This window comes from Leucobacter sp. VD1, from assembly GCF_037150695.1.
Lineage (GTDB): Bacteria > Actinomycetota > Actinomycetes > Actinomycetales > Microbacteriaceae > Leucobacter.
In genome coordinates this window covers 449,345-463,335 of sequence record NZ_JBBCPO010000002.1, presented here as the reverse complement: position 1 = coordinate 463,335, position 13,991 = coordinate 449,345, and the positions used below count along the sequence as shown (strand labels likewise).

Sequence of the window (13,991 nt, the reverse complement as noted above, 5' to 3'; positions counted from 1 at the left end):
GAGACCCCGATGACCCTCGACCACCCCGGCACTCTGCTGGGCAAGCTCGTCACGCTCGAACCGCTCGCCGCCGAGCACCACGACGAGCTTGTCGAGGCGGTGCGCGACGGCGAGATGTGGCGGCGCTGGTACGCGCGCGTGCCTTCCCCGGACGGCATGGCCGCCGAGATTCAGCGTCGGCTGGAGCTGCAGCGGCAGGGCTCCATGCTGCCCTTCACCGCGCGCCGCACCGACACCGGCCGTGTCATCGGCATGACCACCTTCATGCACATCGACGCCACCACACCGCGCGTCGAGATCGGGTCGACGTGGAACGCCGAGAGCGCTCACGGCACCGGAACGAACCCGGAGTCGAAGCTGCTGCTGCTCGCGCACGCCTTCGAAGTGTGGGGGTGCCCTGCCGTCGAGTTCCGCACCGGCTTCCACAACCAGCAGTCGCGCGACGCGATCGCCCGGCTCGGGGCGCGGCAGGACGGGATTCTGCGCGCGCACCTGCGGGAACCGGCCGGCTACCTGCGCGACACGGTCGTGTTCTCGATCACGCAACCCGAGTGGCCGGGCGTGCGCCTCGGGCTCGAGCATCGCGTGGCGCGGCATCTGGGGGAGGCACCGGGCGGCTTTCGCCTCGGCTGAGCCCGCTGCGACCGGGTGCAGGCATCGCCGCTGAGCCCGGGGCCGCTGAACTCGCTGAGACTGCCAGGCCTCGAGAACGCCGAAGGGCGCCCCGGCCGGTGAGCCGGGGCGCCCTTCGTGCGTGTGCAGCGGATCAGGCCGCGCTGGCCTGCAGCTTGTCGTGCGTGTTGAGCGCGCGGAACGCGAGCGCTGCGAGCGCTGCGCCGACGAGCGGGGCCACGATGTAGAGCCACAGGTTGCCCCATGCGAAGTCGCCGTGCACGGCGAGGCCGAGGGCCACAGCCGGGTTGAAGCCGCCGCCGGAGATCGGGCCGACGATCGAGGCGCCCACGAACACGGTGGTGCCGATGGCGAGGCCGTAGAAGGAGTTGCCTGCGTGATCCTTCGAGGTGGCGACGTTCAGCACCACGTAGACGAGCACGAAGGTGAGCACGGCCTCAGCGAGGAATGCCGGGCCGGTTTCGATCTCGACGGGCGCTGCAGCACGGGGCCACAGGGCGGTCGCGAGCAGGGCGCCGAGCGCGCCGCCGATGAACTGGGCGACGATGTAGGCGATGAAGTCGCCGAGGGTCATGGCACCGCGCAGCAGGGCACCGAGCGACACGGCCGGGTTGAGGTGGGCACCCGAGAGGTGACCCGTCGCGTAGACCAGCACCATCAGCGTGAAGCCGATCACGAGGGGCGTGAAATCGCCCGCGTTGTTGATCGCGCCAACGATCGAGAAGACGAACAGGAGGGTCGCGAGGGCTTCAGCAACCGCGTTACGCACGGTACCGGTCATTTCGACTCACTTTCTTAGAGCTGTTGGAAGACATGCTTGCCCTTGATTATCTCAAAGCTGTGGCCGCGCTCGGGCACTGTCGACAGGCCCCGCACTAGGCATGCAGCTGCCGCGGCTCGCCGGGGCTGTGGCTTGCGGGTTCGAGTTGCAGGGTGACGTGCGAGGTGTCGAAGTGCTCGTGCAGGCACGCCCGCAGCTCGTCGAGAATTGCGTGGTAGTCGCGCTCGCTCCATGCCGCATCAGAGACGGTGACGTGCGCTGAGAACGCCGGCACCCCCGAGGTGATCGTCCACGCGTGCACATCGTGCACCTCGGTGACGCCGGGCACGGCGAGCATGTGGTCGCGGGCGGCGTCGACATCAATGTTCTTGGGGGACGCCTCGAGCAGCACATCGACCACATCGCGTAGCAGACTGATCGCGCGCGGGAAGATGAGTAGTGCGATGAGGATCGACGCGATCTGGTCGACGGTGTTCCAGCCGGTGAGCATGATGATCACACCGGCAATGATCACCGCAACAGAACCGAGCAGATCGCCCAGCACTTCGAGGTAGGCGCCCCGCACGTTGAGGCTCTCCTTCTGCCCGGCCTGCAGAATCAGCAGCGACACCAGGTTTGCGAGGGCACCGATCACCGCCGCCACGAGCATGGGCCCTGAGTGCACCTCGACCTCCGCGCCGAAGCGCGAAATCGCCTGCACCAGGATGACCACCGCGATCACCCCCAGCACGATGCCGTTGGCGAGCGCGGCGAGCACCTCGACGCGCAGATAGCCGAAGGTGCGCTTCGAGGTCGCGGGCAGCCCGGCGATGAGGCTCGCGATGAGCGCAATCGCGACGCCGGTCGCGTCGGTGAGCATGTGCCCCGCGTCGGCCAGCAGCGACAGCGAGTTCGAGATGAACGCGCCCACCACCTGCACGACGAACACGCCGAGGGTGATCGAGAGCACGAGGATCAGCCGCTTGCGATGCTTCGCAGCTGCGGTGCCCGGAGAGGCGGATCCGCTGCCGATTCCGTGGTCATGGGAGTGGCCGTGGCCGCCCCCATCGGCGGCATCGGGCCGCTCAGGGTGCCCGGCGCTGAACTCGGGCTCGCACTCGTCCTGCATCGCTTCTCCCATACCTGTCACTCCTGAACGTTACCCGCCGCCGCCCTACCCGGCGAGGCTCCTGAAGCGGCGCAGGCGCAAACTGTTGCCTACCACGAACACGCTCGAGAACGCCATCGCCGCCCCCGCCAACATGGGGTTGAGCAGCCCCAGCGCGGCGAGCGGAATCGCGGCGACGTTGTAGGCGAAGGCCCAGAACAGATTGCCCTTGATCGTGGCGAGGGTGCGGCGCGACAGCCTGATGGCGTCGGCCGCGCTGCGCAGATCGCCGCGCACCAGCGTGATGTCGGCGGCCTCGATCGCAGCGTCCGTGCCGGTGCCCATCGCAAGGCCCAGGTCGGCGCGAGCGAGCGCGGGAGCGTCGTTGACGCCGTCACCGACCATCGCAACGACGCGGCCCTCGGCCTGCAACGCCGCGATGACATCGACCTTGTCGCCTGGGAGCACCTCGGCGTGCACGCGCGCGATACCTAGCTCGGCGGCAACCCGTTCGGCGACGGCCCGGTTATCACCGGTCAGCAGCACCGTTTCCAGGCCGAGGCGCTCAAGCGCGCGGATCGCCTCGGCGCTGGTGGGCTTCACCGAGTCGGCGACCGCGAAAAGACCGCGCGCCTCCCCATCCCAGGCGGCCACCACAACGGTGCGACCGGCATGCTCAAGCCGCTGCTTCTCGGCGAGCAGCGCGGCATCGACGGTCACCGCCCAATCCTCAAGCAGCGAGGTGCGGCCCACGATCACCGCGGTTCCCGCCACAATCGCGGTCACACCACGCCCGGCAACGTTCTGGAACGACTCCGCCACAGGCAGATCCGCCACCGCAATGCCCAGCTCCGCGGCGGCGCCGCGCCCGATTGCCTGCGCAATGGGATGCTCCGACGCGATCTCCACGGCACCGGCCAGGCGCAATAGCTCGGCCCGGTCCTGACCCGGCGCGGGCACCACCTCAGCCAACTCCATACGCCCGCTCGTCACCGTGCCCGTCTTATCGAGCACAATGGTGTCGACGCGGCGCGTGGACTCCAACACCTCGGGCCCCTTGATGAGAATCCCCATCTGGGCACCGCGACCCGTGCCCACCAGCAGCGCCGTCGGCGTAGCCAGGCCTAGCGCGCACGGGCACGCGATGATGAGCACGGCCACCGCAGCGGTGAACGCGCTCGCCGCCGAGAACCCCAGCGCAAACCAGGTGATGAGCGTCGCGAGTGCGATCACCAGCACGATGGGCACGAACACGCCGGAGATGCGATCCGCGAGCCGCTGCACCTCGGCCTTGCCCGACTGCGCCTCCTCGACCATGCGAGCCATCTGCGCGAGCTGCGTGTCGGCACCGACTCGGGTGGCGCGCACCACGATGCGCCCGCTCGTAGACACCGTGCCGCCCGTGACGGCATCGCCGACTGAGGCCTCCACGGGCACGGACTCGCCCGTCAACAGGGAGGCGTCAACAGCGGTGGCGCCCTCGACGATCACACCATCGACGGCGATCTTCTCGCCGGGCCGCACCACGAACTCGTCGCCGACACGCAACTGCTCGACGGGCACGCGCACCTCAGCACCATCGCGTCGCACCGCGACGTCCTTCGCGCCGAGTTCGAGCAGCGCGCGCAGCGCCGATCCTGCCTGCCGCTTCGAACGCTTCTCGAAGTAGCGCCCGGCCAACAAGAACATGGTGACGCCCGCGGCCACCTCGAAGTAGATGTTGCCGGCCCCGTCATGCGGATGCACGGTCAATTCGAAGGCATGGGTCATGCCCTTCTCGCCCGCGGTGCCGAAGAACAGCGCATACAGCGACCACAGGAACGCCGCCGAGGTGCCCACCGACACCAGCGTGTCCATCGTGGCGGCACCGTGCTTCAGGTTGACCCAGGCCGCCCGGTGGAACGGCCACGCCGCCCACACGATAACCGGGGCCGTCAGGGTGAGCGCCGCCCACTGCCAGTAGTCGAACTGCAGGGCCGGAATCATCGAGAGGAGGATCACGGGCACCGAGAGCCAGACCGAGCCGATGAGGCGCTGGCGCAGGGAGGCGAGTTCGGGATCTGGGGTGTCTGTGCGTTCTGCGTCTTCTGAGGTGGGTGCGGGCGCGGGGAGCGCCGCGGTGTAGCCGGTCTTCTCGACCTCGGCGATGAGCTGTTGCGGATCGAGGTCATCAGGGGCGGCGACGTGCGCCTTCTCAGTGGCGTAGTTGACGCTGGCCTCGACGCCGTCGAGCCTGTTCAGCTTCTTTTCGATGCGGGCTGCGCAGGATGCGCAGGTCATACCGCCGATTTCAAGTTCGTAGGTGGTGCTCACGGTGTCACGCCCTCGTCGCGGTGTAGCCGGCTTCGTCGACGGCGGTGCGGATCGCGGTGTCGTCGATCGGCTCGGCGTGCTCGACGCGCAGCAGGCCGGTGGCGGCGCTGACCTCGACCGAGGTGACGCCCGGCACTGCGGTGACCTCCTGGCGGATGGCCTGCTCGCAGTGGCCGCAGCTCATGCCGGTGACAAGGTACTCGGTGGTGCGGGGTGCGGCGGTCATGGCGGATCCTCTCGTTGCGGCTTCTCTCAGCATACCCCCATGGGGTATCAATTGCATCAACTCGGGCGCGCTTCGGGCTATTCCCGCCAACTCGGTGGTGGCGGTGGGCGATACTCTCGATCCATGTCTGCCCTGCGTATCGGCTTCGTGATGCTGCACACCTCGCCCCTTGACGTGCCCGGCACCAAAGACGCCGGAGGCATGAACGTGGTGGTGCGGGCGCAGGCCGACGCGCTTGCGAGCTCGGGCCACGAGGTCACCATCTTCACGCGCCGCAGCGACCCTGCTACACCGCCCAGCACCGTGCTCGAATCGGGGCTCGTAGTGGCGCAGATCGACGCCGGCCCCGCGCGGCTGCTCGCAAAGGGTGAACACGAAGCCGTGATGGCGCAGTTCGGTGAAGGCCTGCACGCCGCGTTGCAGCACACCCCTGTCGATCTGCTGCATGCCGAGCACTGGTTCTCGGGTATTGCGGCGCTGCCGGTGGCGCGCCGCGAGGGAATCCCGCTCGTGCAGAGCTATCACTCGATTGCGGCGCCCCCCGAGTCGCCGCTCACCGATGGCGAGCGGCCGGAATCGCCGGGGCGTTTGGCGGGTGAGCGGCGGCTGGCCCACGAGGCCGACCTGGTTATTGCGGTGAGTGAGGCTGAGCGGCGTACGGTGCTCGACAGGCTCGCAGGAGACCCGGCGCGTGTGCTTGTGGTGCCTCTCGGCGTCGATACCGAGCTGTTCCATCCGTGCACCGATCCGCACGGTGTTCAGAATCTCGGTGCCGCGGATCGCGGTGACACGGAGCACAGCGACATGGAGCGCGGCGCCTCGGCTCACGGCTCGGGTGACCGCGCAGAGGTGATCCTCGTGGGCCGGCTGCACCCGCTGAAGGGTTTCGATCTCGCCATCGATGCCGTCGCCGCGCTGCCGCCCGAGCTGCGCCCCACCTTGCGCATTGTCGGTGCGGCCCCGCCCGACGGCGACGACTACGTGCGCGCCCTGCATGAGGCTGTGGCGAAGCACGGCATGTCCGACACCACAGTGTTCGAGGGTGCTCTGCCGCGCGAGGAGCTCGCCAAGCGCGTGCGCTGCGCGACAGTGATGCTCGTGCCCTCGCACTCCGAGACCTTCGGGCTGGTCGCTCTCGAGGCTTCCGCGTCGGGTGTGCCGGTGATTGCGCGCGACACCGGCGGGCTGCGCGAGGCCGTCGTCGACGGCGAGACGGGGCTGCTGGTGCGGGGCGACGATCCGCGGGTGTGGGCTGCGGCGCTGTCTTCGCTTCTGGAAGATCCGCAGCGGATCGCGCCCCTCGCTCGCCGAGCACGCCCGCACGCCCTCGCTCACAACTGGGCGGCCTCGGCTGAGCGGCTGCTCGACGTCTATCGCGGGCTGCTGACGGCCGAGACGCCTGCGCCCCTCGGCTGATCGCCACCCAAGAAGCACGGCCACAAAGGGACCGCCCCGGCCGCAGAGTGCGGCCGGGGCGGTCTCAGGCGCTCCGCGCGTCGCCTACTTCTCGGCGAGGAAGGCTTCGAGCTCTTCGCGCGCCACGTGATCCGCCTTCTGCACCGGCGGCGACTTCATGAAGTACGCCGAAGCCGCCTCAACAGGGCCGGCCTGCCCGAGATCGAGGGCAACCTTCGCGCTGCGGATCGCATCGATCATGGTGCCCGCCGAGTTGGGCGAATCCCACACCTCGAGCTTGTACTCCAGGCTCATCGGAACGTCGCCGAAGCCGCGGCCTTCGAGGCGCACGAAGGCGAACTTGCGATCCTCCAACCACGGCACATGGTCGCTGGGGCCGATGTGCACGTCGTCTGCGTCGAGGTTTGCCGAGATGTTCGAGGTCACGGCCTGCGTCTTCGAGATCTTCTTCGACTTCAGGCGGCTACGCTCAAGCATGTTCTTGAAGTCCATGTTGCCGCCGACGTTGAGCTGGTAGGTGTGGTCGAGGGCGATGCCGCGGCTCTCCATAAGGTGCGCGAGCACGCGGTGCGTGATCGTGGCACCGACCTGGCTCTTGATGTCGTCGCCCACAATGGGAAGGCCGGCCTCGACGAACTTCGCCGCCCACTCGGGGTCGCTCGCCACGAACACGGGCACCGCGTTCACGAAGGCGACGCCTGCGTCGAGCGCGGCCTGGGCGTAGAACTTCACGGCCTCTTCGCTGCCGACGGGCAGATAGCAGGCGAGCACCTCGGCGCCCGAGTCGCGCAGTGCCTGCGCCACATCCACAGGCTCAGCGGGCGACTCCACGACCTCGTCGCGGTAGTACTCGCCGAGGCCGTCGAGGGTGGGGCCGCGCTGCACGGTCACGCCGATCCGCGGCACCTCGGAGAACTTGATGGTGTTGTTGCGGCCGGCCCAGATGGCCTCGCTGAGGTCGGCTCCGACCTTTTCGGCGTCGACCTCGAAGGCGGCGACGAACTCCAGATCCGAGACGTGGTAGCCGCCGAGCCGAACGTGCATCAGCCCCGGCACCTCGGCGCTGTCATCCGCGTCGCGGTAGTACTCGACTCCCTGGACGAGTGAGCTTACGCAATTCCCGACGCCCGCGAGGGCAACCTTCACAGTCATAGCACCAATTGCTTTCTTTGCTGTTCTTCCCCGTGTCATCGGGGCGCACCAAGTTTCGATTTTACTCCTGTTGCTGAACGGGCCGAAATGGCTCGAAACGATCCGCCCGCGAGGAGCGGCGCGAAGCCGTGCGAGCGTAGGCTTGGCTCGTGGAGCGCTCGCCCACGGGCGCCGAACGAGGAGTGAGCTGCCGAATGAGCGAAACAGGCCTGCATCAGGGGCGGATGGTCGTTGCAACTGCGATCCGCGCCGCTCATGAGGCCGGTGCGATTGCCCGTGAGGGCTTTCGCGGCGGTGACCTCGGCGTCGCCATCAAAACCGATATGCACGACGTCGTCACCCGTTTCGACCGCGCCGCAGAAGCCCACATCCGCGGGGTGATTCTGGAGTGCTTTCCCGACTCGGCGATCGTGGGCGAAGAAGCGGGCGAAACCGCGGGGGCGGGGCCACTCACCTGGTACATCGACCCGATCGACGGCACCTCGAATTTTGCGCGGGGCATCGCGATGTGGGCGGTGAGCATCGGGGTTGCTGTGGCCGGGGAAATGGTTGCCGGGGTGATCTACGACCCTGTTGCGGGGCAGCTGTTCTGGGCCGACGAGCGGGGTGCCTTTCTCGCCGAGCAGCCGGTGGACGCCACCGACGCGCTGGCGCGTAGCCGGCCGCTGCAGAGCGTGGGGGCGACCGTGCCCGCGCAGGCCACCGTCGCGTTGAACTTTCCGCTCGCCCGCGATCTGGTGCACTTCCCCGAGCTGGCGCTTGAGCAGTTCGCCGAGGTGACGCGCACCTTCGCCCAGGTGCGGGGCCTGGGAAGCACCTGCATCGCGCTCGCGTGGATCGCGGCGGGGTGGCTCGACGCGACGGTCTCGTTCGAGACGAACCCGTGGGATGTTGCGGCGGGGGGGTTCATCATCCGCCGCGCCGGCGGGGTCTACCGCTCCTACGCGCACGGCGAGGCGTTGCCCGAGCACGGCGATCACCTCGGCCCGCACTACTACGCCGCGGTGGCGGGGGGCGACTTCGAGCTGCTGCACGAGATCATGCGCACACAGAGCCGTCGGCCCTGAGGGCCGCTGCTTCTGGTGTGGGGTGCGGATCCGAATGCTCCGCCCCCGTCCGTTTCAGCCGCTGGTGAGCTGTGCCGCGAGCTGCAGCAGCAGTGGCTCCGAGCCGGGGTGCCCGATGAGCTGCGCCCCCATGGAGAGTTGCCCTGCCCCGTGCGGGTTGGGAACGGTGAGCGTCGGTACCGCGATGGCCGGCAAACCGGAGACGTTGACCATCGAGGTGAACGGGGTCCACTCGCACTGGGCGCGGTAGTCGGCGTCGGGGTGCAGGTTCATGAACGCACCGATGCGGGGCGGGGGCGTGGCGAGGCCCGGGGTGAGCACCACGTCGTAGCGCGCCCACTCCGCGCGCAGCCCCGCCGCAATGCCGCGCAGCGCTTCCGCCGCGGCGAGGTGGGTCTCGCGCGGTGTGGCGAGGGCGCGTTCCCGGTACAGGCGGGTGAAGGGGGTGAGGCGCGCCTCGGCCTCCGGTGACAGTGCGAGGAGCGAGAGCCCCGCCATCCAGCAGCTGGTGAAGACCTCGGTGTAGCGCGGATCATATGCGAGGTGGGCCTCCTCGACGTGGTGGCCGCGCGCGATGAGGCCGGCGGCTGCGGCCTCATAGGCGGCGTGCGCCTCAGCGGAGATCGGGGTCGGATGCGCCGATTCGAACGGCGACGCCGTGCTCATGCCGATGCGCAGCCCGGTGAGTTCGTCGGCTCGGCGCACCGCTGGGAGGCTCGGCGCGGGGGAGCCCGTCATCGCGTCGTACAGCATGGCGGCGTCTGCGACCGTGCGCGCGAGGGGGCCGCTCACAACGAGCTTCGGTGCACCGAAGTCGTCGAACGGTCCGCCGATGACGTCGCTGGGCACTGAGCCGAGCCCGGGCTTCAATCCGATGAGCCCGCAGGCGAGGGCGGGAATCCTGATCGATCCGCCTCCGTCGCTGCCGGGTGCGACAGGCAGCAGGCCGGCGGCGACGGCGGCTGCGCTGCCGCCCGATGAGCCGCCGGGGGTGCGTTCGGGGTCGAGGGGGTTGCGTGCCGGGGCGGCCACGAGGTTTTCCGAGTAGGCGTTGAGGCCGAGTTCGGGCACCTGTGTCTTGCCGAGCGAGACGGTGCCGGCCGCGCGCAGCACCGCGACGCTGAGGTGGTCGTGCTCGGCGACGGCGGTGGGCAGTGCTGCCGTGCCGCGGCTTGTGGGCGCACCGGCCACTTCGACGAGGTCTTTGTATGCAATGGGCAGGCCGTGCAAGGCAGGCAGGGCGCCGGGAATCGCGCGCTCCTCGGCGGAGAGCGCGGCGAAGCGGGCGTCGGCGGCCTCGGCCTCGGCGAGGGCCTGCTCTGCGGTGACGGTGACGAATGCGCCGAGTTCGGGTTGCTCGGCGATGCGGTCAATGTAGTGCTCGGTGGCCGCGCGAGACGACAATTCGCCCGAGCGCAGGGCCGCTTGGAGTTCGAGGGCGGTGCCGGGGAAATCGCTCATGCCGCCACTCTAAGCGCTGGCCCTCGGCGGCGCACGGGCGGTCCAGACGTTGCCCACCTCAGCGCTCTTGTTGCGAACGGTTATCAAGAACTGTTAGAGTGAGACTCGTTCTCATCTAGAAAGTCACTCATGCCTCACGCATCACGCACCCACCGCCGCCTCAAGATCGCTTCGCTCGGAGCCGCGGCTCTCGCCACAGCTCTGCTGCTCACCTCCTGCAGCGGATCCGCTCAGAGCGCCGACGCATCCGATGGTCTCAAGGTCGTTGCCACAACTACCCAGCTCACCGACTTCGCCAGCCAGGTCGGTGGCGCAGACATCGCACTCACCGGGCTACTGGCACCCGGCGGCTCCGCGCACCACTTCGACCCCACACCCGCCGAACTGCTCGCCCTGAGCGAGGCCGACGTGCTCATCGTCAACGGCGCCGGCCTCGAAACCTTCATCGACGGGGCGATCGAGGCCTCAGGCTTCGACGGGCGCATCATCACCGCGGTCGACGGCCTCGACCCCGAGCTGCTGCGCGAGATCACCGCCGAGGGGGGCGAAGCCCACGAGCACGAAGCCGGCCACGACCACGCCGCAGACACCCCCGCCTCTGAGAACGGCCACACCGAAGAGCACGCCGATCACGACCACGGCGACGTGAACCCGCACATCTGGACCAGCCCTCGCAACGCCGCCGGCATGGTGCAGGAGATTGCCACCGGCCTGAGCGAAGCCGACCCTGCCCACGCCGCCGACTACGCCGCCCGCGCCCAGGGGTACCTCGACCAGCTCGACCAGCTTGACACCTGGATCGCCGCGCAGTTCGAGCGCGTGCCAGCTGCAGACAGGGTGCTCGTCAGCGGCCACGACTCGCTGCGCTACTACCTGCACGACTACGGCATCACCTTCGCCGGGTCGATCCTGCCGAGCTTCGAAGACAACGCCGAGCCGAGCGCCGCCGACATCGATGCCCTGGTGGCCTCCATCACAGAGCGCGGCGTCAAGGCCGTCTTCGTCGAATCGTCGATGAGCCCCAAACTGGCGCGCACCATCGCCGCCGAGGCCGGCGTCGAGGTGATCGATGCCGAATCCCTCTACGCCGACTCGCTCGGTGCCCCCGGCGCTCAGAGCGGTGGAGCCGACACCTACATCGGTGCCACCGTGCACAACACGCGCGTCATTCTTGAGGCGTGGGGCGTCACGCCCGATCCGCTGCCCGCTAGTCTGCAATGATGACCGACGCACCCTCCGCAGCCGCGCTCGCCCTCGACGGCGCAGCCTTCGGCTACGCCGGTGTGACGCGCGTCGAACGGCTCACCCTCGAAGTGCCGCGAGGTGCCGCCGTCGCACTCATCGGCCCGAACGGCTCCGGCAAATCGACGCTGCTGCGCGGCATCCTGGGGCTGTCGGAGCTCACCGCCGGCAGCGTGAGCGTGCTGGGCGGCACGCCGGATCGGGCGCGGCGCAGCATCGGCACACTGCCGCAGGCAGACACCCGAGATGCCACACTGCCCGTCAGCCTGCGCCAGGTCGTCACCATGGGGCTGTATCGCTCGCGTGGCGCGCTGCAGCCGATCGGCCGCGCAGGTCGCGCCGCCGTCACCGAGGCGCTGGCGCGCGTCGGGCTCGCAGGGCTCGCCGGGCGCCGCTTCGGCGAACTCTCCGGCGGTCAGCAGCAGCGCGGCATCCTGGCGCGGGCGCTCGTGTCCGATCCGGAGCTGCTGCTGCTCGACGAACCCTTCAACGGTCTCGACCGTGAGAACCGCGACACGCTGCTGCGGCTCGTGCGCGAGCTGCGCGACGAAGGGCGCACCGTGATCGTGTCGACGCACGATCTCGAGATCGCGCAGCAGGCGTGCACGCACGTGCTGCTGCTGGCGAGCGGCCACGCCCCCGATGAACCGGGGCATCCGGCCGCCTTCGGCCCGCTCGACGAGGCGCTCACCCTTGACGCCGTGCAGCACGCCTTCCAAGACACCACCGTCGAACTCGACCACCACACCGTCACGACCACGAGAGAGACGGAGTAGTGCTCGTGCGGCTCGCGGGGCTTCTCGCACCTGCCGGATCCGGCCCGCTCACCGAGGCGATCGCCCCACTCATGGCGAGCCCGCTGGCTGCCGTCTCGCCCGTCGAAATCTTCACGCTGCCGTTCATGTGGCGCGCGCTCGTGACCGTCGCGATGCTCGCGGTTGCCGCAGGCGTGGTGGGGCTCTTCATCAGCTTCCGCGAACTCGAGTTCGTGAGCGACGGGCTGGTGCACGCGGTGTTTCCCGGGCTCGTGGTGGGTGCGGCGCTCGGCGGCGTCGCCGGGGTGCTGCCCGGTGCGGTGGTAGCGGCGCTGCTCGCTGCGGTGCTGTTCACTGTGATCGAGCGGCGCGGGATCGGGGCCGACGCGGCGATCGCAGTGGTGCTCACAGGCCTCTTCAGCCTCGGCGTGGTGCTGGTCTCGCGGCAGGAGGGCTACGTCTCGCAGCTGCAAGAACTCCTCTTCGGCCGCCTGCTCACGGTGACGTCTGCGCAGATCTGGCAGATCGCAGTGGTTTCGGCCGCGGCCATCCTCATCGTGCTCCTCACCCGTCGTGCGCAACTCTTCCGCGCCTTCGACCCCGCTGGTTTCGAGGCCGCAGGGTTTCGCACGCTGCGCACCGACCTCGCGCTGGGAGTGGCAGTCGCACTGCTCACCGTGGCCGGGGTGCAGGCGCTCGGCGTGCTCATGGTGGTGGCACTGCTGACAGTGCCAATGGCGGCGGCTCGGCTGGTCTCGCGCGGCTTCGCGCTGCTCATCCCGATCGCGATCCTCGTGCCGCTCGCGGCCGGCTTCGCGGGGCTGTGGCTGTCGTTTGAATGGTCGGTGGGCGCCGGTGCAACGGTGTCGCCGGGAGCGGTGGTGGTGCTGCTGCTCGTGGCCGCCTACCTGCTGGCGGCGCTGCTGCGCACGCTGCGTGATCGGATGCGCGCATGAGCTACTTCGCGCTCGCCGCCATCGAGCTCACCCTGTTGGGCCTCCTCTCCGGTCTCGCCGGCACCCTCATCGTGCTCCGACGCCGCTCCTTCTTCGCGGTCGCACTGAGCCACGCCACCTTCCCTGGCGGCGTCGTCTTCGCGGTGTTGGGGTGGAACCTGCTGCTCGGGCAGGCGCTCTTCGCGCTGCTGCTCGTACTCGTGATGACGCTGCTCTCGCGCATCCCCGGGCAGGGGCGCCAGGTCGCGAGCGGCGTGGTGCTCTCGCTGGGCTTCGCCCTCGGCACACTGCTCGCAAGCCTCAACCCGGGGCTGGGAGTGCCCGTCGAAGCGCTGCTTATCGGGTCGCCGCTCGGCGTGACCATCAGTGACGTCGCCGCAGCGGGGGCGGTGCTGCTGCTCACGGGGGCCGTGCTCGCGATGACACGGCGCCGGATTCTGTTCCACACCTTCGACCCCGTGGGCTTCGCAGCCGCCGGATTCCGGGCCTGGCCCGTGGAGCTCGTGGTGGTCGGCGTGGTCGCCGCGGCAGTGGTGGTGGCGATGCCGGCAGTGGGCGCGATCCTCGGGGTCGCGGTGCTCATCGGACCCGCTGCTGCGGCGCTCGCGCTCACCGACCGCATCCAGTGGGTGCCGCCCATCGCGGCCGGGCTGGGTATTGCTGGCGGCCTGCTCGGGCTCTGGGCATCGCGGCAGTTCGGCATTGCGGCGGGCGGATCCGTGGGCCTCGTGATGACACTCGTATTCCTCGGGGCTGTCGCGATCCGCACCCTGCGTACGCGAACCTTGCCGCAGACCAACCACGCGCCGCGCCCGCGCAAGACCTGAGCGAGCCGCCAGACTCTGAGGAACCGCGCTACGGTGGAGGGCAGACGCGCAAGAAAGCCCCAAGAGAGGAAGCGC

Annotated in this window: 13 protein-coding genes; 7 read left to right on the top strand and 6 right to left on the bottom strand. The window is 69.3% G+C overall.

The window, feature by feature from the left end; translation table 11 throughout:
* Nucleotides 1-9: 9 nt before the first annotated feature.
* Nucleotides 10-633, top strand: coding sequence for a GNAT family N-acetyltransferase (locus WFL22_RS07520; protein WP_336652514.1), 624 nt, complete (start codon nucleotides 10-12; stop codon nucleotides 631-633).
* Nucleotides 634-766: 133 nt separating this feature from the next.
* Here the strand turns inward: WFL22_RS07520 and WFL22_RS07515 are convergent, their stop codons facing one another.
* The 4 genes from WFL22_RS07515 to WFL22_RS07500 form a co-directional block, all read right to left on the bottom strand.
* Entirely contained in the window at nucleotides 767-1,414 is a 648-nt protein-coding gene (locus tag WFL22_RS07515) for an MIP/aquaporin family protein (RefSeq protein WP_336652515.1), read from the bottom strand.
* 94 nt (nucleotides 1,415-1,508) lie between these two features.
* On the bottom strand, nucleotides 1,509-2,534 hold the full coding sequence (locus WFL22_RS07510; RefSeq protein WP_336992115.1) for a cation diffusion facilitator family transporter: 1,026 nt from the start codon (nucleotides 2,532-2,534) through the stop codon (nucleotides 1,509-1,511).
* A 33-nt stretch (nucleotides 2,535-2,567) separates the two neighbouring features.
* A complete protein-coding gene (locus WFL22_RS07505) occupies nucleotides 2,568-4,814 on the bottom strand; it encodes a heavy metal translocating P-type ATPase (RefSeq protein WP_336652517.1) in 2,247 nt (748 codons plus the stop codon).
* 4 nt (nucleotides 4,815-4,818) lie between these two features.
* Complete coding sequence (locus WFL22_RS07500) at nucleotides 4,819-5,040, bottom strand: heavy-metal-associated domain-containing protein (RefSeq protein ID WP_336652518.1); 222 nt, start codon at nucleotides 5,038-5,040, stop codon at nucleotides 4,819-4,821.
* Nucleotides 5,041-5,163: 123 nt separating this feature from the next.
* Here WFL22_RS07500 and WFL22_RS07495 point away from each other — a divergent pair, with 123 nt between their 5' ends.
* Nucleotides 5,164-6,456, top strand: a complete 1,293-nt coding sequence (locus tag WFL22_RS07495; protein WP_336992114.1) for a glycosyltransferase — start codon at nucleotides 5,164-5,166, stop codon at nucleotides 6,454-6,456.
* An 84-nt stretch (nucleotides 6,457-6,540) separates the two neighbouring features.
* Here WFL22_RS07495 and WFL22_RS07490 read toward each other — a convergent pair whose 3' ends face one another.
* Nucleotides 6,541-7,608 (bottom strand): inositol-3-phosphate synthase, encoded by a 1,068-nt coding sequence (locus tag WFL22_RS07490; RefSeq protein WP_336992113.1) that lies wholly within the window; start codon nucleotides 7,606-7,608, stop codon nucleotides 6,541-6,543.
* A gap of 194 nt (nucleotides 7,609-7,802) precedes the next feature.
* Between WFL22_RS07490 and WFL22_RS07485 the strand changes: the two genes are divergently transcribed.
* On the top strand, nucleotides 7,803-8,675 hold the full coding sequence (locus tag WFL22_RS07485; protein ID WP_336992112.1) for an inositol monophosphatase family protein: 873 nt from the start codon (nucleotides 7,803-7,805) through the stop codon (nucleotides 8,673-8,675).
* Between the two features lie 54 nt (nucleotides 8,676-8,729).
* Here WFL22_RS07485 and WFL22_RS07480 read toward each other — a convergent pair whose 3' ends face one another.
* Complete coding sequence (locus tag WFL22_RS07480) at nucleotides 8,730-10,136, bottom strand: amidase (protein WP_336992111.1); 1,407 nt, start codon at nucleotides 10,134-10,136, stop codon at nucleotides 8,730-8,732.
* A gap of 129 nt (nucleotides 10,137-10,265) precedes the next feature.
* Between WFL22_RS07480 and WFL22_RS07475 the strand changes: the two genes are divergently transcribed.
* The 4 genes from WFL22_RS07475 to WFL22_RS07460 are packed head-to-tail and all read left to right on the top strand — an operon-like array spanning nucleotide 10,266 to nucleotide 13,916.
* Complete coding sequence (locus WFL22_RS07475; RefSeq protein ID WP_336992110.1) at nucleotides 10,266-11,357, top strand: metal ABC transporter substrate-binding protein; 1,092 nt, start codon at nucleotides 10,266-10,268, stop codon at nucleotides 11,355-11,357.
* Nucleotides 11,357-12,154: a metal ABC transporter ATP-binding protein gene (locus tag WFL22_RS07470; RefSeq protein WP_336652524.1), complete on the top strand. Its 798-nt coding sequence runs from the start codon at nucleotides 11,357-11,359 to the stop codon at nucleotides 12,152-12,154. The genes WFL22_RS07475 and WFL22_RS07470 overlap by 1 nt, the downstream gene beginning before the upstream one ends.
* Nucleotides 12,154-13,089, top strand: coding sequence for a metal ABC transporter permease (locus WFL22_RS07465; protein ID WP_336652525.1), 936 nt, complete (start codon nucleotides 12,154-12,156; stop codon nucleotides 13,087-13,089). The genes WFL22_RS07470 and WFL22_RS07465 overlap by 1 nt, the downstream gene beginning before the upstream one ends.
* The gene (locus tag WFL22_RS07460; RefSeq protein WP_336992109.1) at nucleotides 13,086-13,916 is read left to right on the top strand and encodes a metal ABC transporter permease; all 831 of its coding nucleotides are present in this window, start codon (nucleotides 13,086-13,088) and stop codon (nucleotides 13,914-13,916) included. Before WFL22_RS07465 ends, WFL22_RS07460 begins: the two co-directional genes overlap by 4 nt.
* The last annotated feature ends 75 nt before the right edge of the window (nucleotides 13,917-13,991 follow it).